Below are 22,887 nucleotides of genomic sequence, written 5' to 3'. Positions count from 1 at the left end.
ATGATGGAATAATGTGGATAGGATACAAACTCGACCGTGGCGACCCATGTACCGACTGGGCGCCGTCAGACGGCGCACACTTGAATCGGAGGTCTCATGAGACTCGCTACAGCGCTCGCCACGGCCCTCATGCTGGCGACGCTCACAGGCGGAAGCGCGTCCGGGGCGGAACCCGTCGTGGCCAAACTTCGCGCTGCGATCGAGAAGAAGGTGAAGTTCGTTGCCGGCGGCACAATCTTCCAATGCGAAGGGACCCAGTGCGTGGCCGCCCTTCCCAACTCCCGCACGATCACGCTTGAGGCCTGTAAGCAGCTCTCGAGGCGATTCGGCGCCATCGAGAGCCTGGGGGACGCGCGACGCTCGCTTAGCGCGGAAAAGCTCGCGACCTGCAACGGAAGCCGGGCCTAGCGAGACAGTCATTGTAGGCATCGGCCCAATGGAATGGCGGGTGGTCTCGCATCCAAATATCCGCGCGGAGCCTGCCTTGCGCCTTTCGGACGGCTGCGCGAACGGCTGACGGCGCGGTGGCCAATTGGCGTTTGCGAGGCTGCGCGCCAATCTGAGCGCCGAACCCGAATGCTGAGGGCGTGTCGAACAGGCCAGGAGAATTGAGCTAGGCGGGTTCAAAGGCGCGCCGCGCACCATCTGCTGGCGCGCGGCGCGAGTGATGCTCTGGGAAGGAATTAGAGTCCAAAAGCACTTGTATGCTACAATAATAGTTGCTCAACGCAAGCCCCTCACGTGCTGCGGGGGACGATGTCCATTTTCCGGATGGCACCCCAAACGTGGCGTCAGCGACCGCCATGCGCCAACATTCAACCTGGATCACCTCTCGGGACTGGCCGGTGGTGCGGGGGAACCGCTCGATGGGCGCTCAGCTGCGGCTTCGAGACACTTGCGCGGCCGCACGGATATCTAGACTACTCTCGTCGTGGCACGAAAAATGACCAACACGCGATCCGCGGCGGAAGAGAACGAGGGACGCAAACCCACGGCCGGCCATGAAACCGCGTCGGTCGCCGCCGCCCGAATTGAGAACGTTGGTTTTCTTGTTGCCGATGTGACGCGATTGATGCGGAAAGGCTTTGACCGCCGCGTTAGGTCCCTGGGGCTGACGCGCCCACAGTGGCGCGTTCTCGTCTACGTCATGCAGAACGAGGGCCTCTCCCAGTCCATGCTGGCGCGGGCAATGGACATCGAGCGCGCTCCGGTTGGCCAGCTGTTGCGGGCGCTGGAGGCCCTGCGCCTCGTCCGGCGGGTGCGCTCTTCGGCCGACCAGCGAGAATGGCTCATCTACGGGGGCGAGGGTTCGCGAGACATGATGCCCCAACTCGTCGAGGCGGCCAGCTGGCTGCGGGGCGTCTATTTTCAGGGGCTGACACGAAGCGAGGAGCAGATGCTGCACCGGATTCTTGAACGGATGCGCTCGAACCTCAGCTACGAACTCGAACGCTGACTCCACGGCGCACGGCGTATCCGCTAGCAACTCGGCAAAGAGCGCCACGCGGTTGGCGGCGCCGGAGGCGCTCCTGGGGGCTTGTATCGATGCGGTAGTATTGTATGGTACAAACTGCCACGCACCTGCGAGATCGAAGTCCGATACTGGCCTTAAAAGCGCTGTGGGGAAGGGGTGAGGACGCTGCGCGTCCTCCTGCGCGCTTTCCCCGCGCCGACAGGCTTCGCACCTTTCGGGAGCCACCGCAGCGGGCGCGGAGCAGAGAGGGACCGGGTGCGACCGCCGTCGGCAGAAACCTCGCCTCGCGACCGCACGCTCGATCACGCGGCCCAGCGCTTCAACGCCCAGGGGGTGGAACTCTCGACCCTCGCGGAGTTCGCCGAGCAACTCAGCGGGGTGAGACCTGCCCTCTGCGGCCTGACGGAAGAGCGCAAGGACCTGCTGTTCCAGGTCTACCAGCGGTCCTTCCAGGTGCTGGCCTGGCACCTTCGCGGAGCCACGCGCCGGCAAGAGCACCCGTTGAAGGTCGTCCAGTCTCTCGTCGCGACGGTCCTGAACCCCGCTCGCCCGGAAATCGCAGGACCGAGCGAAATCTATCTCCTTTCGGCCGCCCGAGGCGTGAAGCTGCGGAGCCTTCACGACGCACTCGTCGAAGAACTGGCGGCCGTGCTCGCGGCGGGCGCTCGGGCGGGCCAGGTTCGCGATTGCGACTTCCCAGTCGCTGCGCAAGCCATCCTCGGGCTTATCCTATGGACGCCGGTCGCATCGCACAGGATGCCGCCCGCAAAGCTCTTCAATCGTCGTCGCGTCATCGAAGCGCTTCAAGACCTCCTTACCTATGGCCGGGCAGGAGACCGGTCGGTCGGGGTGGAGGCGCCGCGCCTAGACCTTGCGCCGCCGGCGTCACGCTTCGCGGCAAGCGTCGGCTTCCCTGGCCCTCAGGGCCTGAGCCGCGAGAGGGTGCTCGTGAACGCCTCGTACCTGCTCAACCGCTGCGGTGGATGGCTCGCTCCGCTGGAAGAGGTCTCGAAGCGCCTCGGCTGCGATTCACGCCCCCTCAGGGACCTCGCTGGCGACAAGGCGGGTCTGGTGCGAGCCTGCCAGGCTAGGACGATCGACGTCTTCTATCGGATACAGGAGGAGGCCTTCGCAAGTGGGCGTGCCACAGCCGCCGCCGCGCTCGCCTTCACTCAAGCTTTGGCGGAGGCCTACCTTCGCGAAGATGTCCAGCCTCTGCGTCCATTCGTGGGGCTTGAGGCGCTTTCACCCGACGACCTCCGGGCCCTGCGTATTCGGTGGCGCGTCTTGTGGGGGAACCTGCGTGGCCGCCAAGTAGACGCGGTGGCAAATCACCAACTCCGGGAACGCTACTATGATCTGGCGCCGCTCATCTGGACTGCGCTCTGCGGCTGGCTCGCCTCAGGGCTCCTGGATGGCGGCGGCCGCGCGGACGACCATTCGCGCGAGGTCGCGCAACTCATGCGCCTGGGGCTCGCTCCGGTCTGAAAACGGGATTCGGGGCCTCAAGCTCGCGCGCTGTGACGTTCCGGAACGAACGCTGGCGCAACGACGGCGCGCTTCCGCGGCAGGATCCTGAAGGCGCCGGGCCGGAGCCTTGAACGTCGGTGCGCGGACCGCGCCGGCGCGCCCACCGCACCGCTGTCGGCGCGTTCGGCCACATCTCCGATTCTGGCGGCGCTGAAGCCTTCGGCCAGCTCATTCTTGTTCTAGTGTGGAGATCGATGCCGAAGCGCCCACCGCCAAGCCCCCAGCGGCCGAACGTCGTCAATCCGGCGTTGGAACACGCCGTGATCTCGCTGCGAGCGCAACGCCCCGATGACGCCGAGCGACTCGCGTCTGTGGTGCTCAAGGCTGACCGGGGTAATGTGATGGCCGCGCAGATTCTGGCCGAAGCCTTTATGCTGCAGGACCGGGTCCAGGAGGCTATAGATCTGTTGCAGCGAACGGTGCGGCGCAGCCAAGAGCCGGGGACTGAAACCCTGCTGGCCATGGCGTTGAACGCCGCCGGTCGAGCCGACGAGGCGCTCGAGCAGTTGCGCCGGGCGACGATGGGGAGGCCCGTGTTCCCGTTGGCTTTTCTCAAACTGGGAGAGCAACTCGGCGAGATCGGCCGTTTCGACGAGGCCATCGCTGTGCTCGAAGGCGGGCTTGCGCTCGTGCCTGATGGGGTCGGGCTGCGTGTCGGACTTGGATTTATCCACCTTGGACGCAATGAACGCGACGTGGCGCGACGTCTGTTTCTGCAGGTGCTCGCGACGGCGCCTGAGCGGCACGACGCGACGGTCGGACTGGCCCGGGTGATGGTCTTGGATGGCGAATACGCCGCCGCCGATCTCCTTCGGCGCGCGCTTGCCCTGCGGCCTGAAGACGTGGCGACCCTGCTTGAGCTCGGAAAATGTCAGTTGGAAATGGGCGCGCGCAGCGCCGAGAAGCCACCTTGCGCGCCGCGGCGCATAGGGCGGATCGGCTGGCGCCGCTGGCTATCGTGGCGCTTGCGACCGCCTCGCATGGCCGCTTCTTCCTGCGGCCTAGCGCTGCGGCGGCATTCCTGGTGGCGCAGCAAATTGATCCCGTTCAGACCCGATAGTGGCGGCGGTAGACGCCCTTCTCGCGGCGGATCCGCTCGCTCAAATCGCGGTTCGCCATCGCCTCCTCCGCGATAAAGACTGCTGTCTCGGCGGTCCAGGCCTCCCGCTTGATCGGGATGCATTGCGCGACGGGCGTGCCCTTCGACAGCACGCCGTTGAAGGCCGCGTTGTGCCAGTGCGCCGGGAAGTGGATCCTGGTGTCGTGGTATCGGTCGCAGTCCACCACACCGGTCAGGGTGGTGAACGGCAAGTCGAATCTATTGGCCGGATGCGTGAAAAGCAGCGAATAGCCAGCGGGCACCTCTATCGTCCAGAGGTTGTGGAATTTGATGAGGAGCCGATCCTGGTCGAACAGCGGCGAGCCGATAACCTGGCTGGCGGGATGGAAGCCGATTGGCGAGCGCTCGAACGCCACGCCTCTGGCCGGCGGGAGGTCGTTGTCCCAGGTGAATTCGCCACTCTCGACCCTTACGTCACAAATCAGCGGGATCAGGAATCCGGCGGTCATGGCGTCTATGAACGGGGGGCACCGCTTGACTGTGTCGTCCTCAATGGAAACAGTCGGGTTGAGCGCCTGTCGCGGCATGGTCTTGAACCAGTCGGGCAGGCCGCGCGTCGCCGGGATGGGTAGGGGCAGCAGTCCGTCCAGTTCCTGCGGGCACCGGAACTTCAGCGTCATGGGATCGGGTTGGGACTTCACGTCTGAACGCAGTCTTCTGTGAGCTCCCCCGGCCGCGACTGGTCGCGGTCCAGGCGGAGGTTCAGGATTCTCAGAATGGTCAGGCAAGTCTCCAGGGCCTCGCCAGAAAGATCTCCGAGCAGATCGCGCTGGAGGGCTGCGACGATCGCGTCGATCCGTGCCATCAGCGGCTTCGACCTAGCGGTCAGCCGCACGCAATGGGCGCGCCGGTCGCCTGCCCGGGGATAGCGTTCGATGAGGCCCAGGCGTTCCAACTCCTCCAGATGACGCCCGATCGTGGGCCCGCCGACGGCCAGCTGGTCGGCGAGCTCCCGTTGGTGGACCCCGTCTTCGACCCTCGACAGGGTCAGCAACACCTGCCAGCGGGCGTTCGTGAGCCCGCTGGCCCGCAGATGATCATCTATCAGCCCGCGCCATCGCCGCCCAAGGAGTGTTGCCTCGACTCCAATCTCGGCCGCCCGAATGTAATGTGCCATACCGACATCTTACGACAGCGCTCTCGGACCGCCAACGAGCCGATTTCCCCTCGAAAAAGCGCGGCGTGGAGCTGCATCTGGCCTGGCTCGAAGCGAGATCGCCACGGCCGATGCGCGGCGCACGCACCACGTGGGGCGGACGGCGCTTCTGCGCCAGGTGCTCTATGGCCACGCTGAGCGGCGTCCGGCACAAACCCCGTAAGGCCCCACCCACGACCGCATGCGTCAGGCCGGCAAGCCGCGCTCGCCCTCGTCCCCTGCATGCGTGGGCTGATCCTCACCTTCAACGCCACGCTCCACGTCCGCCAGCGCTCGGCCAAGCCCCAGACCATGGATGCTTGACAATAATGTATGATACAATTATTGCTAGAATTCTCATCGGCAGTTTTTCTGTCATTTCGGGCGCGCCTTTTGGCGCGTCCGTTTTTCTTTTCCGGCTGACGGGCCCTCCATGGGGCCGGCTAGTCCGAAATGTTCTGCCCTAGCCCGTCTGCCGCAGAATATTCAGCCAATCGCGGCCGCGTGGCCAGGCGACTGCCATCCCGAAGCATGCCAATGGCGACCCCGTCCAGCATCGCCGCAAGCCCCCGAGCCACGAGCGCCGGGTCAGCGCAGGCTGCCACGTCGCCTTCAGACTGCGCGCGGCCTACGAGTTTGGTGAGCTGCTGGTGCCAGTCAGCGTAGTCAGAGCGGAGAATGCGGGCGACATCCGCATCGCTTGACCTAGCCTAGAAGCTGATCCAGACGCGCCAGTGCACCCGCATCTCGGGGGTTAGCGGCAGCGCATAGCGCATCGTTCTCTGAATCGCGACCAGCGCCGGCTGCGCCGCCTCGGCGCGTTTGATGCGTGCGCGGACTTGGCTCGCTAACAGTTCTGAAGCCGCCGCGAGGAGGTCGCTCTTGAACGGGAAGTGGTGCGTGATTGCGCCGGTGCTCGCGCCGGCCTCTGCTGCGATGGCGCGTACTTTTAGCCCGTCAAGGCCCTGACGCTGCATCACGCGCAGCGCGGCGGCGGCGATGGCATTCCGTCGCGCCCCCACATCGGCCGCACTTTGCACTTGGGGAAATCCTCGCTCAGGCTAGAGCACTCAGCCGTAAAGCCTATAATGTATATTACATTCGCGCGATGCTCTGTGACTCTGTGGCTCGGAGGCCTCGCATGGCATGTAGGGGAGGTCCAGACGTGAGGCTGCCCGACCAACGCCTATCGCTCACCCCCCGCTGTCCGTTGATGATCGCCACCTTGCACCACTGTCCGGACCTCAAGGTCGCCTCGGTGGCCGCCGAGGCAAGCGAAAGCTTCGAGCTGGTGCAAAGCCGATGGAGGGGTTGCGATCGCGCTAGTCCGGAGCGAACGCGCGCATGAAGCGATGCGCAGCCTCGCAGGCGGTGGCTTCGATTTCCTCGTGGGAGATGTCCGTGCCAGCGTTCAGTAGAAGGGCGGACTGGAGGCTCCCGATCACCATCCCCGCGTACATCTCTGCGGCCTGACTGGGATTGGGGATGCTGAGCCGTCCTGCCGAGGCCTCGACGACGAGGTAGTCGGCGAGACTGGTTCGACTCGTGCGGATCCCCGAATGATAGATCGCCCGCGCCAGTTCGGGCGACGTCGCGGCGCTGCCGATGGCGAAGCGCATGAAGCCGATGCTGCGGGCCGCGAGGAGCGCTTGCAGCAATGCGACGCCGTACGCAGCGAGGGTCCGCTCGGGATGCTGGGCGGCATCCAGTCCAGCCAAGGGGGCCGCGATCGAGGCGGCGCGCCGAGCGGCGAGGGCGCGCACCACGTCGTTCTTCGAACCATAGTGGTTATAGATGGTCTGTTTGGCGACACCCGCGCGGCGCGCAATGTCTTCCAGGGACGCCTCCACGCCACGCTCCACCAACAGTTCGATAGCGGCGTCCAGTATGGCTTCGTTCTTCGCCAGGTCGATCTGGCCTGTGCTTCTGGACATGTTCGACGCGTCGCCCCCCAAAAGCATCAATGACCAACCATGTGCACGTCATCAAGCTCGGCGGTGTCGCCTTCGCGGCGTTGCGTGGGCGACGACACTTGCCGAACGTAGGGTATGGTTGAATAGATGTGTCCACGAGTAGCCCGCGCCGGCTGGGACGCGGTGGGCCGTGCAGTGGGGCGGCCCCGGCCGTGTTGAGCTGGCGACGCTGATGTACACGCTCGATTCCACGATCGCGAACGTGGCGCTGCCGCACATGCAGGGCAGTCTCTCGGCCTCTCAGGACGAGATCACCTGGGTGCTGACCTCGTACATCCTGGCGACCGCGGTGGCGACGCCGCTGGCCGGCGCAGAAGATCGGCTGCAAGACCATGCTCCTGGGGTCGATCATCGGCTTCACCATCGCCTCCATGCTGTGCGGCCTCGCCCGGAACGTGCCCGAGATGGTCGCCTTCCGGGTCCTGCAGGGGCTGGCGAGCGCGGGGCTGATGCCGCTCTCGCAATCGGTCATGCTGGACATCTTCCCGATGACCATGATCCCGCGAGTGATGAGCATCTGGAGCGCCGCGGTGATCCTGGGCCCCATCGCCGGCCCCACGCTCGGCGGCTGGATCACCGAGGAGCTCGATTGGCGCTGGGTCTTCTATATCAACCTGCCGATCGGAATCCTGGCGACGCTGGGGGTGCTGCGGTTCATGGCCCACGACCCGGGAGGGCGGGCCAGGCCCTTCGACTTCGTCGGCTTCGGCGGGTTGATCGCCTTCATCGTGGGCCTCCAGGCGATGCTCGATCGCGGCCCCGGTCGGGACTGGTTCGACTCGAAGGAGATCTGGGTCGAGACCGCGATCGCGCTGGCGGGCCTATGGGTCTTCATCGTTCAGACGGCGACCGCCAAGCATCCCTTCTTCCACCGCGACCTCGCCAAGGACCGCAACTTCATCGGCACTACCCTGTTCGGGTTCTTCGTGGGCGTGCTTCTGTTCTCGACGACGGCGCTGCTGCCCTCGTTCATGCAGAATCTGATGGGCTACTCGGCCACGCAGGCCGGGGTCGCCAGCGTGACGCGCGGCCTGGGATCGCTGGTCTCGTTCCTGCTCGTGCCGATGGCCATGACGCGTCTGGGCCCCCGCATGTGCCTCTTCCTGGGCCTCGTCCTCTGCGTCTGCGGCCTGTGGATGATGGGCGGCTTCGCCCTCGAGATGACCTCCGGGCCGATCCTGGCCAGCGGGTTCGTCCAGGGCTTCGGAGTGGGCCTGCTGTTCTCGCCGCTCAGCACGCTGGCCTGACCGGCAGGCGCGCTTCCCAGCTGCGGTAGAGCTCGCAGAACCGGCTGTAGCGATAGCCGTCCGGATGCCCCTCGATGTACTCGTCCCACAGGATCTGCAGGGTGACGTGCTTGCGCCTCAGCTCCCGGTTTAGCGCCGCCCAGTCCGGCTCGGCGCGCCGGCGGTGGCCTTGCTTGGTCCCGGCCTCGCCGCAGAGCCGCGCCTCCAGTTCGGCGTCGGCCAGGTCCAGCGGCAACGGCCACGTCAGCCCGGACGTCTCAAAGCGGCGGAACATCTCCCGCAGCGTCGAGGGCGCCACCCCGGTCCGCCTCGCCACCTCGCGGGTCGCCAGGCCGGCGTCCCGGCTCAATCTCAGCATCTCGCGCACGCGGCGCATGGCGATCCTCTCCGTCGGCATCGGCCCCTCCCAAAAGGAGGAACCCTAGAGCCAACGAAGACCCTCACGGCCCGCGCCCTGGGCGGCATCATCTCGGAATGCCGCGCGGGGATTAATCGGAACGGTGGGCGGCATCAGATCGGAATGGTGGGCGGCATCATTTCGGAATGACGGGCGCGATCAGCCCGGAATCCGCAATGTAGAGCCGCAGCATATCGGCTGGATGGTATCCAGGACGGCCCGTAGCTGCGCGCGGCCGAAACCCAGCTCAGCTAGGTTCAAGCTGGGGACGAACGCATCGACGACGCGGGCCAATGCATTACTAGCAACATAGTCGTCGATGCAGGGGGGAAGCAGGTTGATCTGGTCCCGAGCAGATCCCTCAACAAAGCTCAAGGGTCGCGATCGACCGGATCGAACCGGTAATCTTCATGTGCTTCAGGACGCCAAAGCCGTCGAGCCCGGGCATGTTGATGTCCAAGACCATGGCGACAGGCCTGACTTCCCGAATCCGTTCGACGGCGGCCAATCCATCGCGGGCGCTGTAGGTTGTGCACCCGGCCAGTGAGAGCCGGGTCGTCACGATATCAGGCACCATGGGGTCGTCATCCACCACCAGGATGCGCGGCCGGTCTCGTTCAAAGTGCAACACGAGCCGCCTCCTCGAAGTCCCCAACGATTGCCGCATGGATAGCTGCGACGGCGTCGGCCGGAATCATGGGCTTGGCGACTAGCCCATCGAAGCCGTCGACGACATGTGTCGAGAATTCCTCCGCTTCCGCCGTAAACGCCAGGACCGGAACGGACTGGTTGGGGCCTTCGCCAGCCCTCAGGCATGCTAGGACTTCCGGCCCGTCCATTTCTGGCATTCGCATATCCAACAATATGACGTCGACTGGCATCTCGGACGCGATGGCGAGGCCATCGCGGCTCGACGCCGCCTCGCTTATCTCGGCCCCGAAAGGCGAAAGGATCGCGCGGGCGAGTTCGCGGTTGATGGGATTGTCGTCGATGACAAGCACGCGAATTCCGTCGAGCACATCGCGTCCAGCTGCTTCTGTGGTTTCGAAATCGTCAGCGACTTCCGCGGCGACGGCCGCAATCCGGAGATGGAAAGTCGAACCTCGGCCCAGCCCGCTCGCCACGTCGATGTCCCCGCCCATAGCTTCGGCGAGGCCACGGCTGATCGCCAGTCCCAAACCTGTTCCACCATGGCGGCGCGTCGACGACCCGTCGACCTGCGAGAATCTCTGGAAGAGCTTGTGGGTCTGTTCCTGGGTCATGCCCGGGCCGGTGTCCTCAACCCAAACATCGAACTGGCCGTTGGCAGCGTCATAGCTGGCCGTCAGGCGCACGTGCCCCCGGTCGGTGAACTTCACTGCATTGCCAATCAGATTGAGCAGGATCTGGCGCGTCTTGTCAGGATCGACCAGCAACGCGCCCGGCAGTTCGCCAACGGTTGCGAAATCGAGTTCGATGCCCTTTGCATCGGCCTGCGGCGCAAACATCAGCAACGTCTCGCGAAGCAAATTGGAGGGCTGCGTTGGCTTCGGCGAAATGACGACCTGCCCGGCCTCAAGTTTCGAGAAATCAAGAATGTCGTTGACGATCGCCAGCAAGGCCTGACCGGCATTACCAAGGCGCGAAACGTAAGTACGCGCCTCAAGGTGTAGCTCCGGTCGTTCCGAAAGCAGGGTCGTGTAGCCCAGGATCGCGGTCAGCGGAGTGCGGATCTCATGGCTCATGTTGGCCATGAAGTCGGTCTTCACCTGAGCGGCCGCCTCGGCCGTATCACGGGCCGCCTCAAGGGCGCGTGCGGTTTCGCGCTGGACGGTCACGTCCCTCAGGACGTTGACGATCTCGAGGACCTGGCCGTCCGCGCCCCTGATCAGGGTCGGGTTGCCCTGAACACATATCCAGCTTCCGTCCTTGTGGCGGATGCGGTGTTCACGGGTGCTTCCCGGCGGGGCCGGGAGACCCGCGAACCGCGCGGCACGCACCGCTTCAACATTCGCCAGATCATCAGGATGGACGAGCTCGAGAGCAAAGGTTCCGACGAGATCTTCCGGCTCATATCCGTAGAGGCGGCAACTCGGGGAAACCCAGGTGATGCCCCGGCCAGGCTCAACGCGAATGATCAGGTCCGCCGACTGATCCATCAGGAACTTGAGGCGCGCCTCATTGGCGCGAAGGTTTTCATCCGCGAGCTTAAGGTCGGTAACGTCGACGAAGGTGCCGACCAGCGAACGCACGGCGCCCGTTTCGTCGCGATCGCAGGTCCCGCGCGCCGACACATGCCGGGTTTCGCCATCCGGCCGGATGATCCGTGCATTCAGCGAGTAGGGTTCGCCCTGGGACACGGCGCGTTCGACGAGGCTGGCCAGGGTCGCGGCGTCGTCAGGATGATATAGTGCCAGGACTCCAGCAAGGTCAGGCGGCGGCAGCGCGGGGTCATACCCATGGATGCGGTAAACGGCGGGAGACCAGAACGTCACGCCGGTCGTTGCATCCCAGGACCAATGACCGACTCCCGCCATCTCTTCGGCTTGCGCCAAGAGAGCGCGATCCTTGGCCCGATCTCGCTCCAGCGATATGAAGTTGGAGATGTCACGCCGCATGATCATCGCGTCGGTGACCGCGTTAGCCATCGCCGCCAGTTGGGCGCGCTGGACTTCGTCAAAGGACGCGCGTGGATGCTGGTCGATGATGCACAGCGTACCCAGCCTGTGCCCCAACGACGTCATCAGCGGCGCGCCGGCGTAGAATCGGATCCCAAGCTCGCCGGTGACCAGGGGATTGCCGGCGAAACGGGAATCTTGCGTGGCGTCGAGCACTACCATGACGCCCGGCTGCCGAATGGCGTGATCACAGAAGGCCACGTCCCGAGAGGTCTCGCGGACATCCAGGCCCACGCAGGACTTGAACCATTGCCGGTCGGTGTCGACCAAGGAGACCAGGGCGATCGGCGTCTGAAACGTCAGCGCCGCAAGCCGGGTCATACTGTCGAACATGGCTTCCGGCGGGGTGTCGAGGACGTCCAAGCCGTGCAGGGCCGCGAGGCGCTCGGTTTCGTATCTCGAAGTCACCCGTCGCCCCTAAGCCTGCTTCTGGCCTTCGAGATGACGGGTGAATAGGGAAGGCACGGTTAACATTGCGCTGTCGAACGCCGCCAGCACTGCGACATTCGGGCTCACTTACGCTCAGAGCCCGTGCTCCTGGCAGCCTGTCGTCGAGCACCCTGGAGGCCTAGCTGATGATGCCGCGAGCCGGGTCTTCTCGTGCTGACTACGGCGTGGTGATCGTACCCGACGACCTTCCGGAGTTTTTGCACAGCCTGCCCCGCAACGCCCCCATCGGGTTCGGACAGCGCCCGTCGGTCGCGCGCAGCCCGCCGCTCAAACAGCGGCTCTTGCGGTGCGCCGGCGTGGCCGCCCCTTTGGGGCCGGCGGCGGTTTGGCGGCGCGCCCCGCCGTCATCGCCTGACGGTGCGCGGACTCTCTCCAGGATCAGATGGGGTTCCCGCGTCAAGTCTTGCTTCGCGCGCAAGACGTGACGCTTTCAAGCGCCCGATTGGATAGCTACGGTTTGCGTCGATGTAGCTTGGCTGTGTCCGAAGCTTGGAGGTTCCGCGCCTCTGCCTGCAAGTTCATGCAATACGTCGCGCTCGGACTCGACGGTCGTCAGTTGGGCCCGCCCGGCAGGTCGATGTCCGTCACCAGCGCGCGGAAAGACGCGCTGGACTGCTCGAGCTCACGAATAGCGTCGACGCCCGATTGGACGGGCTCAACCCGGAACCCGCGTCTTCCAGGGCCACGACGCCGAGTTTGAGGACTGCGGGATCATCCTCGACATAGAGAACCAACCGGGCGTTCGGATCGGTCAAGGGGCCCCCTGAGCCATCGTCGGATAGGTTCAACGGGGCGCCCGTCGCGCCGGTTTCGCCCGCGCACGAACGCGACTGCCCGCCAAGTCCCGCAGGTTAGCCGGCCCAGCGTCTGGATCAGCACGCCCCCGGTCCGGCGTTGCTGGACGCGCAGGACTGGCTGGACGTGTCGGCGGGACTGAGTGGCGGCGAGGCCGCCGCGCTGCTCGCCGAATCCGGGTTCCCCCTACCCAAAGTGTTGTCGGCGCCATGCGCGGCGCTCGCGAGGGCCTGCTCGGACGCGTTCGGCCGCCCACCTCTGCTCGAGGCATAGACGCTCGGACGACCCAACAGGTGCGAATGGGCCGGTTGTGTCCCATGATCACGGTCCACCGTGGGGTCGTGAAGTCCGCCCGTCTATCCGCCCATTGCGGCCGCCACGCGGGACGCGGTGCGGTTCGCGACCTGTTTGATCGGATCGTCGCTCAGGTGGGCGTAGATTTCGGTCGTGCGCGACTGCTTGTGGCCGAGCACCTTGCCGACCATGAAGAGCGACGCGCCGTCGGCGATGGCAAAGCTTGCGAAGCTGTGCCGCAGGTCGTGCAGGCGGACATTGGTCAGCGGCGCGACATCATCGGGGTGATCGCCGGCCTCCTGCGCCCGCTTGCGCGAGACCTGGTTCGCCCGGACGCGGACCATTTCCCAGTGATGGCCGAGACCGACATAGCAGCCGTCGCCTTTCACGGCGGGCAGCACGAAGGGCGAGCGACGCTTCGGCTCCGGACGTTCGCCGGAATTGTGCCCGCGCATGTCCGGCTCGGCGCGGTTCGCCTCCCATCTTCGCTTCAGGATCGAGACGGCGGCGTCTGCGAGCGGAACGACCTTCGCGCCGGTCTTCGAGTCCGGCAGCCGCAGGCAGCTCTTGGTCCAGTCGACCCAGGCCCATTCGAGGGTGAGGATCTCGCTCTTCCGGCAGCCCGTCAGCATCAGTAGCCGCACGGCGTCCGCCATCACCGCCATGTGCGGCTGTTCGCGTTCGATGTCCGCGATCGCCTCGCTGAAGCAGGCGACCTCTCTCTCGGAGAGATATCGCTCGCGGCGCGTCGTCTTGAACCCTTTGACGCCGCGCGCCGGATTGTGGGTCACCCGGCCGGTCTCGATACCCCATTGGTAGCACGCAGCCAGTACGACGACGGCCATGGAGGCGATGCGCTTGCCGCCCTTCACGTTGGAGCGGCGCCGGTGACCAGTCTTCTCCGACCTGGCGGTCTTCCCCTTCGAGATGTCGAGCTGCATCATCGCCACGTCGTTCTTGGTGACCTCGCGGGCGAGGATCCGGCCGATCAGCGGCTTGACGTGGTTCTTGAAGATCCCGCGATCGGTGTCCCAGCTGCTCGCCTTCTTCTCGGGCTTCAGCGCGGGACCGTCCTCCAGGTAGGCGTCGGCGAGTTCGGAGACGCTGATCGCCCCGCGTTCCTCGGCCTTGGCGTCCTGTGGGTCGACGCCGCTGCGCAAGCCGTGCAGCAGATCGCCGGCGCGGTCGCGGGCTTCCTTCACGCCATAGTCCGCCCGCAGCGGACCCATGGTGTGCTTCCGTTTCTTGCCGCCCCGCCGGTAGACCAGGATGAAGCTTTTTGAGCCGGTGGGCCGGACCCGCACGCCCAGGCCGGTCACCTCGGTGTCCCAAACGACGTACTCCGCGGCCTGCGGAGCCAGTGCGGCGACCAGCTTTTCAGTCAGTTTCGGCATCGCAGGAGGCCCTTTTCTGGGTACCGCATGGGTACCAACAGGCAAAATTGGCACCCAGGTTTCACCCGCTCCCAGTTTTGCCCAAGTCCTCCATTTCTTCAACTCCTACAATGCATTAGAAACGAAATGACATCGCCTGAAACAGGCCGAAAATGGCCTCCGGGGCCCATGGCATTCAAGAGGTCAGCGGTTCGACTCCGCTTAGCTCCACCATAAACCCCTCGCCGCAACACGGCGGGGGGTTTTCCTTATTCGGTCGTCTTCGCCGCCGCCCGGAATCGTGAAGGGCGGCGCCGGCGATCGCCTGGAACACCTGTCATCCCAGCCTGTTTCCCCCTGACCCCCACAACCTGTCAGAGGAGGCGAACATGCACGCCCAACAGATCATCGCGACGCATCCCCATGTCCGCGGCAGCACGAACGACGCCCTGATCCGGTGCATCGAGGAATGCTACGACTGCTCGCAGACCTGCACCTCGTGCGCAGACGCCTGTCTGGGCGAGGAGATGGTCCAGCAGATGACGCAGTGCGTCCGCACATGCCTCGACTGCGCAGACGTCTGCCTCACCACCGGCCAGATCAGCACGCGCCGCACCGGCTCCAACGAGCGGCTGATCGCCAGCATGCTGGAGACCTGCGAGGAAGCCTGCCGCCTCTGCGCGGAGGAATGCGAGCAACACGCGAGCCAGATGGAACACTGCCGCATCTGCGCCGAAGCCTGCCGCCGGTGCGAACGCGCCTGCCAGGAGGCGCGCCGGACGTTCGGCCAGACGATGCAGTAGGTCGGCGGGAGTCTGGGCCGGCGCCCTGAGCACGATCCGATGACGGCAAGCCTCGGGACCGCCGCAGACAGTTGACTGCGGCAAGTAATTCGCGGTGCTCTTCGGTCGGAGTTCAGTGCCGCTTATGACCCGTTTCGCCGCCGTCGACGATGCTCGCCTTCACTGCCGCGCGAGCCGCGAATGGGGAGGGATCTCTGCAAACCGCATCCACGCCACGGCGGGCCGGCACGCCGCCGACCCCCGGCCCGACCATCGCCTGGTGTTTTACGAGACCGGTGGCGTGGCGGCGGAATGCGGCTGCGAAGGCGTTCGCCGCGTCCACACGCTGACGCCAGGAGCCTTCGACCTCGTTCCCGCCGGGGCCTCGGGCTATTGGGAGGATTCAGCGCCGGTGCAGTTCGTTTCGGTTCGCCTTGACCCACGCCTGCTGACCGACACCGCCGAGGCGCTGGCGATCCGCGGCTCCATCGACCTGGCCCCCCGGATCGGCGCCCGCGACGCCGTGATCGAGCCCATCGTCCGGGCGCTGGCCAGCGAGATCGAGGCGCCGCAGCCGGCCGCCCGGATCTATGCCGACAGCCTGGGGGCCGCCCTGGCGTCGCGCCTGCTGCAGAGCTTCATGGCCGCGGGCGCGCCCCGTCGCCGCGGCCTCTCGAAGCCGCAGCAGCGGCGGATCGCGGACTTCGTGGAGGCCAACCTGGCCGACGATCTGCCGCTGGAGCGGATCGCTGCCGAAGCGAGCCTGAGCGTCCCGCACCTGACCGCCCTCTTCCGACGCACCATGGGCCAGTCCGTCCACCGCTATGTGATGGAACGGCGGGTGCAGCGCGCCCGGGCCTTGCTCCAGGATCGCCGGCTCAGCACCTCGGAGGTCGCTTACGCCTGCGGCTTTTCCCACCAGAGCCATCTCGCGCGCTGGACGCGGCGGGTCCTCGGGGCGACGCCGTCGCAGATCCGCGAGCCGTAACGCGCCGGCCCAGCATCCCTTCCCCGACAGGTATCAGGACATGCCCCACCCCACGGCCCTCACGCGTTCGCTCGTGCTCACGGCGGTATGCGCCCTCGCCGCCGCCTGCGCCCATTCGCCCCCGGCGCCCAAGCTCGAGGCGCGGGCGATCGAGGCGCATACGCGGTTCCTGGCCGACGATCTGCTGGAGGGCCGCGATACCGGCGCCCGCGGCTTCGACATCGCCGCGGCCTATGTCGCGGCCCAGTACGCCGCGGCCGGACTGCAGCCCGGCGTGGGCGACAGCTATTTCCAGCCGCTGAAGGTGCGGCGGCGCACGCTGGAGAGCACGCAGATCAGCTATTCGGCGGGCGGCGACAGCATCGCCCTCGTCAACGGCGTCGACGTGGCCCTGGACGCCAGCCCCTATGCCACCCGCGAGACGATGGACCTGGACCTCGTCTTCGTCGGATGGGGGATCGACGCGCCGCAGCTCGGCCTCGACGACTATGCGGGGCTGGATGTCCGCGGCAAGGGCGTGGTCCTGATGGAGGGCGCCCCGGCCACCCTCGCCCCCGCCCTGCGCGCGCACTACAGCTGGATCCAGCAGAAGGAGCGGATGGCCGCCGCCCGAGGCGCGGCGGCCGTGCTGACCCTCAAGGCGCCGGCCCGCGAGAAATACTCGCCCTGGGAGCGGACCCGCATCTACCGACCGCTGCCGGCGGTGGGCTGGATCGGCGAGCGGCGGCCCGGCGAGGTGCTGCCGCCGGCGGCGACGATGACGCTCGGCCCCGCCTTCGCCCGCCAGCTCTTCTCGAAGGTCGGCCAGGACATCGAGGCGATCTATCGGGCCGCGGACACGGCGCCGCCGCGCGGCTTTCCGCTGGACGGCCGCATCCGCATCGCCCGCGCCTCGCGCCACGAGGACGCGACCTCGCCGAACGTGATCGGCGTCCTGCCCGGCGCGGACCCGAAGCTGAAGGACGAGTACGTCGTAGTGGCGGCGCACCTCGACCATGTGGGGATCGGCCCGGAGGTCGCCGGCGACCGGATCTACAACGGCGCGATCGACAACGCCGGCGGGGTCGCCGTGATGCTGGACGTCGCGCGCGCCATGGCCGCCGGACCGCCGCCGCAACGGACCGTGCTGTTCATCGCCACCACGGGCGAGGAGAAGGGGCTGCTCGGCTCGGACTATTACGTCACCTATCCCACCGTGCCGCTGGAGAAGATCGCCGCCGCGATCAGCGTCGACGGCCTCATGACCTTCCACGACTTCGGCGGGATCGTCGCCCTGGGCGCCGACCATTCGACCCTGGGCCAGATCTCGGCCGCCGCGGCCAAGGCCATCGGCGCCGTGCATGTGCCCGACCCGATCCCCGACCGGGGCAACCTGGCGCTCAGCGACCAGTATCCGTTCCTGCGGCACGGCGTGCCGGTGCTGTTTCCCAACCCCGCCCGCGGCCTTCCCCGCGCGGGTCCGGACGGCATCGCCGAGTGGGACGGCTACGAGAACACCGCCTATCACCAGCCGTCGGACGACATGAAGCTGCCGATCCGCTGGGATCAGGCCGAGCGCTGGGCGCGCTATATCCATGGCGTGATCGCAGGGGCCGCCAACGCATCACAGCGGCCGGCCTGGTACGCGGGCGATCCCCTGGCCCAGGCCTTCGCGCCCCACGCCGCGCGCGCCCGGCCACCCGCGCCGTGAGGGAAGGCCCTGGGCGGCGCGCGGTGGCGCTGGGCCTGGGCCTCGCGCTCGCAGGCGCCGGGGCGCAGGCCGCGGCCCCGCCGGCCGTCGCCGCAGAGCTGGCAGGCCGCACCGTGCGGGTGGCCATGCCCGGCGGCCGCCGCAACGCGCCGCGCCTCATCCTGCTTCCAGGCCTGGGGCCGCCACAGACGCCGCAGGCGCTGGCCGCCGCCCTGCCGCCCCTTCCAGGCGCCCTCAGCATCTACGCGCCCCTGCCGTTCGCCCCCGGGTCGCCGGGCGGCGGGATCGACGTGCTCGTGAGGCGGCAGCAGGAGGACTACGCCGGGTCGCTGCTTGTTCCGCTGCTCTCCGCCGCCGCGCCCAGCCTCGAGGCCCTGTCCGACGCGGCGGCCGAGGCCTATGCCCCCGCCCCGGACGGCGCCGTTCATCTGTTCGGGTTTTCGATGGGCGGCGCGGCGGCGCTCGCGGCGCTCAGCCGCAGCCGGTTGCGGCTGGGCTCGGTGGTCGCCCTGAACGCGCCCCTCTCCGTCCGCGCGGCGGTGGCGGCCTACGAGCGCAAGCTCAAGACAACCTATGTCCCCCGCGACGCCGGCGTCTTCGGCGCCTACGATCTGGCCGCCGAGGCCGACGAGATCCGCCGCCGACAGCCGGGCGTGAAGATCCGGCTGGTGCACAACACGGACGACGATCAGTTCACGACCGAGGACGCAAAGCGGGCCTGCGCCGCCCTCCGCGCAGCCGGCCTCGACGCCGCGCTGACCCTCGCGCCCCAGGGCGGGCACAACGCCCTGGCGACCCACGCCGACACGCAACGGCGGGTGCGGGCGATCCTCGCGCAGCATCTGCACGCATGATGCTTTGGGACTTCGCGGAATCTCCGCATCGGCTGGACGGACGTCGGCGGCGATCGCGTCTATCCCTCCGGCCCATCCTCACAGGAGCCACGCCATGCTGACCCGCCGCACCGCCCTGGCCGCCGCCCTCGCTGTCGGCGCGACCGCTGCCGAAGCCGCCGCGGACGACCCGCGCGCCGCCGACGCCGCCCTGGCCGATCTTGAACAGCGCCATGGCGGGCGTTTGGGCGTGGTGATCTGGCGGCCCGCCGACGGCCTGCGCATCGCCCGGCGCGCCGACGAACGGTTCGCCATGTGCAGCACCTTCAAGACCCTGGCCGCCGCCGCGGTGCTGGCCCGCGTGGACCGGGGGCGCGAGGACCTGGAGCGCCGCGTCGTGTTCGGCAAGGACCAGGTGGTCACCTACTCGCCGGTCACCGGGCCGCGGGTCGGGGGAGACGGCATGACGCTGGCCGAGATCTGTGCGGCCGCCATCCGCTTCAGCGACAACACCGCCGGCAACCTGCTGCTGGACAGCCTGGGCGGGCCGGCGGGGCTCACCCGGTTCGCCCGCGGGCTGGGCGACGAGATCACCCGCCTCGACCGATACGAGACGCTCCTGAACGAGGCCACGCCGGGCGACCCGCGCGACACCACCTCGCCCGACGCCATGGCCCGCAACCTGCGCAAGCTTCTGCTCGGCCCCACCCTCTCGTCCGAGTCCCGGCGGCGGCTCAGCCAGTGGATGGCCAGCAACACCACCGGCGACGCCCGCATCCGGCGCGGCATCCCCACGGGGTGGGTCGTCATGGACAAGACCGGCGCGGGCGAGAACGGCGCGAACAACGACGTTGCGGTGATCCTGCCGCCGTCAGGACGGCCTGCGATCGTCACCGTCTACTACGCGGAGTCCCAGGCGACCGGCGCGCAGCGCAACGCCGTGATCGCCGACGTCGCGCGCGTGGCCGCCAGGGCCCTCGCTAGCTGAGGGCCCGCTATGAACCCGGCGAACTCTGGGCCCGGGCGACGCCCGACTTGAGGTCCAGGATGTAGACGGCGTCGGCGGCCAGGTTCTTGAAGACCTTCACCTCGCCGGTCCCCAGCCGGACCCGCACGTCGCCGCGCCGCGCCTTGCCCAGGCCGAAGTGCGCCGCCAGTTCGCCGCCCGACTTGTAGGACTGCGCGGTATGCAGCTGCCGGCTGCCCAGCAGCTTGTCGCCCCGCGACAGCTCCACCTGCGCCCCGATCAGCGCCGCGTGGTCCACGCCTTCGAACCGCAGCCGCAGCCAGTGGTTCGCCTTCCCGCCATGCGCGCCGGTGTTCCAATAGACGCTGTTCAGCCGCCGGTCGGCTGGCAGCGGCGGGACCATGGGCAGGTTGGGCGGATAGCTGTTGAAGGGGCTGTTGAGCAGCACCACGTCCAGCAGCCCGTCGTCGTTCAGGTCGCCCGTCTCCATGGCGATGGAGTTGCGGTCGATCCCGGAGATTTGGGTCGCCACCGGCTTGAAGCCGCCGCGGCCGTCGCCGAGGAACAGCACGTTGCGCAAGAGGCCCCACATGCCGTCGGCCTCGCGCCGGTCGGCGACCAGGATGTCCACGTCGCCGTCGTTGTCGAAGTCCTCCATCAGGGCGTCGGCGTGATAGAACTGATAGTCGCCGATGGTCATCTTGCTGCAAATCGAGACCTGCAGCTGGTTGAATTTGCAGGCCATCTGGTCGAACTGGGTCTTCTCGGGCAAGTCCGTCCCCCAGAACGCCGCCCATTGGCGGTAGGTCCAGTTCAGGGCGGAGAGGCCCGACGCCGGCAGCCCCTCCTGGAACTTGAAGTCGCCGAGGTTGCGCCAGAACCGCGCCGCGGTGGGGTCGGTCTTCACCGTCCAGGACGCATCGGTGGGGCCCGTGCCCAGGACGTCCAGCCGCCCGTCGTTGTCCACGTCGGCCGTGAACATGTAGGGCAGGCTCATGGCCGCCTTTTCGGTGCGATAGAGCTGCTTGGCGGGCTCGAAGATGGCCCGGCCTTCCTCGGCCAGGCCATTGTCCACCGCCTTTTCGAAGCCGAAGACGCCGGTCTCCTTCAAGGTGTTCTTCCACACCCAGACGCCGGTCCGGTACTCGCCGCTCGCGCACAGGTCCGTGGCGCGCGAGCCGTTCATGTCCACGTGGTAGGACTGGACCACATCCAGGTCGCCATCGCCGTCCAGGTCGCGGAACAGGATGTCCGGCCCGGCGCGGTCCTTGCGCGCATTGCACACGAACTCACCGGGGAAGTCCGGCGCCAGGCCCTTGGTCGACATGTCCTCGAACCGGCCGTCCTCGAACCGGCCGGACGCGGCGGGGCGGTAGAGGAACAGGCCGTGGCGCGGAATGCCGTAGCGGCGGGTGTTGCCGATGTTGTCCGCGCCGACGGCGAAATCGAGCCAGCCGTCACCGTCCAGATCGCCGATGGCGGTGGCGCGGTTGTACCCCTGGTCGTTGGCGATCCCCATCCGGGCGCCGACTTCGCGGAAGCGGTCGAAGGCGCCGTCGCTGACCAGCAGGCTGTTGCCGATCGACGGGGCGTCGTACGGACCGCGGCTGCGGGTGAGCAGGATGTCCAGCCGCCCGTCCTTGTTGAAATCCGCCATGTTGGCGATCTGGGTCTGGGTTCCCAGCTGGGCGGCGGTGAACCCCGCGCCCTGGATGTCGACCGGATGCTCGTCGAACCGGAAGCAGCCGCGGTTCAGCAGCAGGCGCAGCTTGCCCTCCGGCTTGGTCACGCTCCCGCCCGACTGGATCAGCAGCACGTCGGTCCGCCCATCCTGGTCGATATCGGCGAGCACGCCGCTGTTGGTGGAAAGCTGGACGTCGGTGATCCCCGGAACCTCGATGCTCTCGAACATCTGGCCGCGGCCCGCCGCGTCGGACGCCGCATCGCCCGCCGGCATAGTCCGCAGAGTCGGCGTGCAGCCTGCCGCCGCAAGGGCCGGCTGGGCGGTCAGGGCCGCGAGGCCCAGGCCGACGAACACCGCCAGCATTCGCCTGCCGCAGGCCGGCGTCGGATCGTTGGGGTCACAGGCGTTCACGTTGTCATTCCTCATGCGAACAGGTCGATCAGGCCGTCACGCAGCCGGGTCTCGGCGTCGACGATGCGCCGCCTCTGGTCCTGGACCAGAAGCACGCCGTGCAGGCGCGTGGTCCTGTCGATCCAGGGATTGGCGCCGAAGTAGCCCGGGCTGGACTCCAGGGTGCAGCGCAGGCCCTCCGGCCGCTCGCACCAGTGCGCGATCATGTATTCCGCCGGCTGGGCGCCGAGGCCTTCCGGCCCGACCTTGGGCAGCCCGCGGGTCATGATGGTTCCCATGGCGGCCACGGCCCGGGCGCTGAGGATGCGGCGACCGCGATGGAGCCCGTCCTGCGCGATCATGGTGAGGAAGGCGGCATAGTCCGGAAGCGTGGTCCAGGCGCCCGCCTGCAGCACCGGGTTGGCGACCGGTGCGCGAGGGTCCGGCGCCGCGCGCAGCCGGCCCCAGGCGGTCGAGGTCATGCCCAGGGGACCGGCGATCCGGGCCTGGAACAGCTCGTGCCAGGTGCGGCCGCTCACCCGCTCGGCCGCGGCGCCCACGAACTGGAAATTCGCCCCCCCATAGTCGAACTGCGCGCCGGGCGGGGCGGCCAGCGGAGTCCGCGCCGCGCGCAGGGCCGACTCCAGCAGCGGGATCCCGGCCGGCTGCTGGAGTTCGAGCGCCTCGCGCAGGCCCACAAGGCCAGCGGTGTAGGACATCAGGGCGTCCACGCGCAGGGCCCGGTGGGACGCCGGCAGCTCCGGCAGATAGGTTCCGATGGGCGCCTCAAGCGCCAGCAGGCCGTCGTCCACCAGGGTCATCACCAACGCCCCGAACATCCACTTGGAGGACGAGGCGATGGGGACGAGCGTCTGCGGCGTGTAGCGCCCCGCGTAGCGCTGATGCAGCACCTTCTCGCCGCGCATCACGATGGTCGAGGCGTCCGCCAGGCCCGTCTCGGCGCAAAATCGGTCGAAGAGGGCGTCGGCGGCGGCCCGCCGCTCGCCCACCGCCGCATCCGCGCGGCCCGCGCTCATGCTGGCCGCGAGGCCGGCCACAAGGAAGGCGCGCCGACGCATCCCCGCCGCTGACGGGCCCGAAAGAAGCC

Annotated in this window: 19 protein-coding genes and 2 pseudogenes; 10 read left to right on the top strand and 11 right to left on the bottom strand. The window is 67.5% G+C overall.

From position 1 onward, the window contains the following. Positions 1 to 177 precede the first annotated feature (177 nt). The 4 genes from A2790_RS11470 to A2790_RS11455 all read left to right on the top strand — a co-directional run bounded on the left by A2790_RS11470 (position 178) and on the right by A2790_RS11455 (position 4,140). Positions 178 to 408, top strand: a complete 231-nt coding sequence (locus A2790_RS11470; RefSeq protein ID WP_293391408.1) for a hypothetical protein — start codon at positions 178 to 180, stop codon at positions 406 to 408. 535 nt (positions 409 to 943) lie between these two features. Further along, on the top strand, positions 944 to 1,456 hold the full coding sequence (locus A2790_RS11465; RefSeq protein ID WP_293351784.1) for a MarR family transcriptional regulator: 513 nt from the start codon (positions 944 to 946) through the stop codon (positions 1,454 to 1,456). Positions 1,457 to 1,729: 273 nt separating this feature from the next. Continuing rightward, the gene (locus tag A2790_RS11460; RefSeq protein WP_293391406.1) at positions 1,730 to 2,962 is read left to right on the top strand and encodes a hypothetical protein; all 1,233 of its coding nucleotides are present in this window, start codon (positions 1,730 to 1,732) and stop codon (positions 2,960 to 2,962) included. Between the two features lie 236 nt (positions 2,963 to 3,198). After that, positions 3,199 to 4,140: a tetratricopeptide repeat protein gene (locus A2790_RS11455; protein ID WP_293391404.1), complete on the top strand. Its 942-nt coding sequence runs from the start codon at positions 3,199 to 3,201 to the stop codon at positions 4,138 to 4,140. On the opposite strand, the gene A2790_RS11450 is transcribed toward A2790_RS11455, so the two are convergent. The 5 genes and pseudogenes from A2790_RS11450 to A2790_RS11435 form a co-directional block, all read right to left on the bottom strand. Next, a complete protein-coding gene (locus A2790_RS11450; protein ID WP_293391402.1) occupies positions 4,052 to 4,744 on the bottom strand; it encodes a hypothetical protein in 693 nt (230 codons plus the stop codon). The genes A2790_RS11455 and A2790_RS11450 overlap by 89 nt on opposite strands. 17 nt (positions 4,745 to 4,761) lie before the next feature. Beyond that, on the bottom strand, positions 4,762 to 5,241 hold the full coding sequence (locus A2790_RS11445; RefSeq protein ID WP_293351776.1) for a MarR family transcriptional regulator: 480 nt from the start codon (positions 5,239 to 5,241) through the stop codon (positions 4,762 to 4,764). A gap of 461 nt (positions 5,242 to 5,702) precedes the next feature. Beyond that, positions 5,703 to 5,945: pseudogene (locus tag A2790_RS24440) on the bottom strand (TetR family transcriptional regulator C-terminal domain-containing protein); the annotation flags it as partial. A gap of 24 nt (positions 5,946 to 5,969) precedes the next feature. Then, a complete protein-coding gene (locus tag A2790_RS11440; protein WP_293391400.1) occupies positions 5,970 to 6,299 on the bottom strand; it encodes a helix-turn-helix domain-containing protein in 330 nt (109 codons plus the stop codon). Positions 6,300 to 6,581: 282 nt separating this feature from the next. Beyond that, a complete protein-coding gene (locus A2790_RS11435) occupies positions 6,582 to 7,220 on the bottom strand; it encodes a TetR/AcrR family transcriptional regulator (RefSeq protein ID WP_293391398.1) in 639 nt (212 codons plus the stop codon). Positions 7,221 to 7,564: 344 nt separating this feature from the next. Between A2790_RS11435 and A2790_RS11430 the strand changes: the two genes are divergently transcribed. Next, a complete protein-coding gene (locus tag A2790_RS11430; protein WP_293391396.1) occupies positions 7,565 to 8,479 on the top strand; it encodes a DHA2 family efflux MFS transporter permease subunit in 915 nt (304 codons plus the stop codon). Here the strand turns inward: A2790_RS11430 and A2790_RS11425 are convergent. The 4 genes and pseudogenes from A2790_RS11425 to A2790_RS11410 form a co-directional block, all read right to left on the bottom strand. Continuing rightward, positions 8,478 to 8,855: pseudogene (locus tag A2790_RS11425) on the bottom strand (helix-turn-helix domain-containing protein); the annotation flags it as partial. The gene A2790_RS11430 and the pseudogene A2790_RS11425 sit on opposite strands and share 2 nt — an antisense overlap. A 382-nt stretch (positions 8,856 to 9,237) precedes the next feature. Continuing rightward, a complete protein-coding gene (locus A2790_RS11420; RefSeq protein WP_293351768.1) occupies positions 9,238 to 9,507 on the bottom strand; it encodes a response regulator in 270 nt (89 codons plus the stop codon). Beyond that, a complete protein-coding gene (locus tag A2790_RS11415) occupies positions 9,494 to 11,941 on the bottom strand; it encodes a PAS domain-containing protein (protein WP_293391395.1) in 2,448 nt (815 codons plus the stop codon). The genes A2790_RS11420 and A2790_RS11415 overlap by 14 nt, the downstream gene beginning before the upstream one ends. Positions 11,942 to 13,134: 1,193 nt before the next feature. Continuing rightward, a complete protein-coding gene (locus A2790_RS11410; protein WP_293391393.1) occupies positions 13,135 to 14,568 on the bottom strand; it encodes a site-specific integrase in 1,434 nt (477 codons plus the stop codon). Positions 14,569 to 14,834: 266 nt separating this feature from the next. On the opposite strand from A2790_RS11410, the gene A2790_RS11405 reads away from it, so the two are divergent. From A2790_RS11405 to bla, 5 genes are all read left to right on the top strand, one after another. After that, positions 14,835 to 15,248: a four-helix bundle copper-binding protein gene (locus tag A2790_RS11405; protein ID WP_293391391.1), complete on the top strand. Its 414-nt coding sequence runs from the start codon at positions 14,835 to 14,837 to the stop codon at positions 15,246 to 15,248. 124 nt (positions 15,249 to 15,372) lie between these two features. Next, on the top strand, positions 15,373 to 16,215 hold the full coding sequence (locus A2790_RS11400; protein ID WP_293391389.1) for an AraC family transcriptional regulator: 843 nt from the start codon (positions 15,373 to 15,375) through the stop codon (positions 16,213 to 16,215). Positions 16,216 to 16,255: 40 nt separating this feature from the next. Then, positions 16,256 to 17,905, top strand: a complete 1,650-nt coding sequence (locus A2790_RS11395) for a M20/M25/M40 family metallo-hydrolase (RefSeq protein ID WP_293391387.1) — start codon at positions 16,256 to 16,258, stop codon at positions 17,903 to 17,905. 23 nt (positions 17,906 to 17,928) lie between these two features. Then, the gene (locus tag A2790_RS11390; protein ID WP_293391386.1) at positions 17,929 to 18,759 is read left to right on the top strand and encodes an alpha/beta hydrolase-fold protein; all 831 of its coding nucleotides are present in this window, start codon (positions 17,929 to 17,931) and stop codon (positions 18,757 to 18,759) included. Between the two features lie 94 nt (positions 18,760 to 18,853). Beyond that, positions 18,854 to 19,726, top strand: a complete 873-nt coding sequence (gene bla, locus A2790_RS11385; protein WP_293391384.1) for a class A beta-lactamase — start codon at positions 18,854 to 18,856, stop codon at positions 19,724 to 19,726. A 7-nt stretch (positions 19,727 to 19,733) separates the two neighbouring features. On the opposite strand, the gene A2790_RS11380 is transcribed toward bla, so the two are convergent. Further along, a complete protein-coding gene (locus A2790_RS11380; protein WP_293391382.1) occupies positions 19,734 to 21,815 on the bottom strand; it encodes a CRTAC1 family protein in 2,082 nt (693 codons plus the stop codon). Beyond that, on the bottom strand, positions 21,812 to 22,858 hold the full coding sequence (locus A2790_RS11375) for a serine hydrolase domain-containing protein (RefSeq protein ID WP_293391380.1): 1,047 nt from the start codon (positions 22,856 to 22,858) through the stop codon (positions 21,812 to 21,814). The genes A2790_RS11380 and A2790_RS11375 overlap by 4 nt, the downstream gene beginning before the upstream one ends. Between the last annotated feature and the right edge of the window lie 29 nt (positions 22,859 to 22,887).

Origin of the sequence: Phenylobacterium sp. RIFCSPHIGHO2_01_FULL_69_31, from assembly GCF_001824475.1 — a bacterium.
In the GTDB taxonomy this organism is placed as follows: domain Bacteria; phylum Pseudomonadota; class Alphaproteobacteria; order Caulobacterales; family Caulobacteraceae; genus Phenylobacterium.
This window is presented reverse-complemented; position numbering and strand designations above follow the sequence as displayed.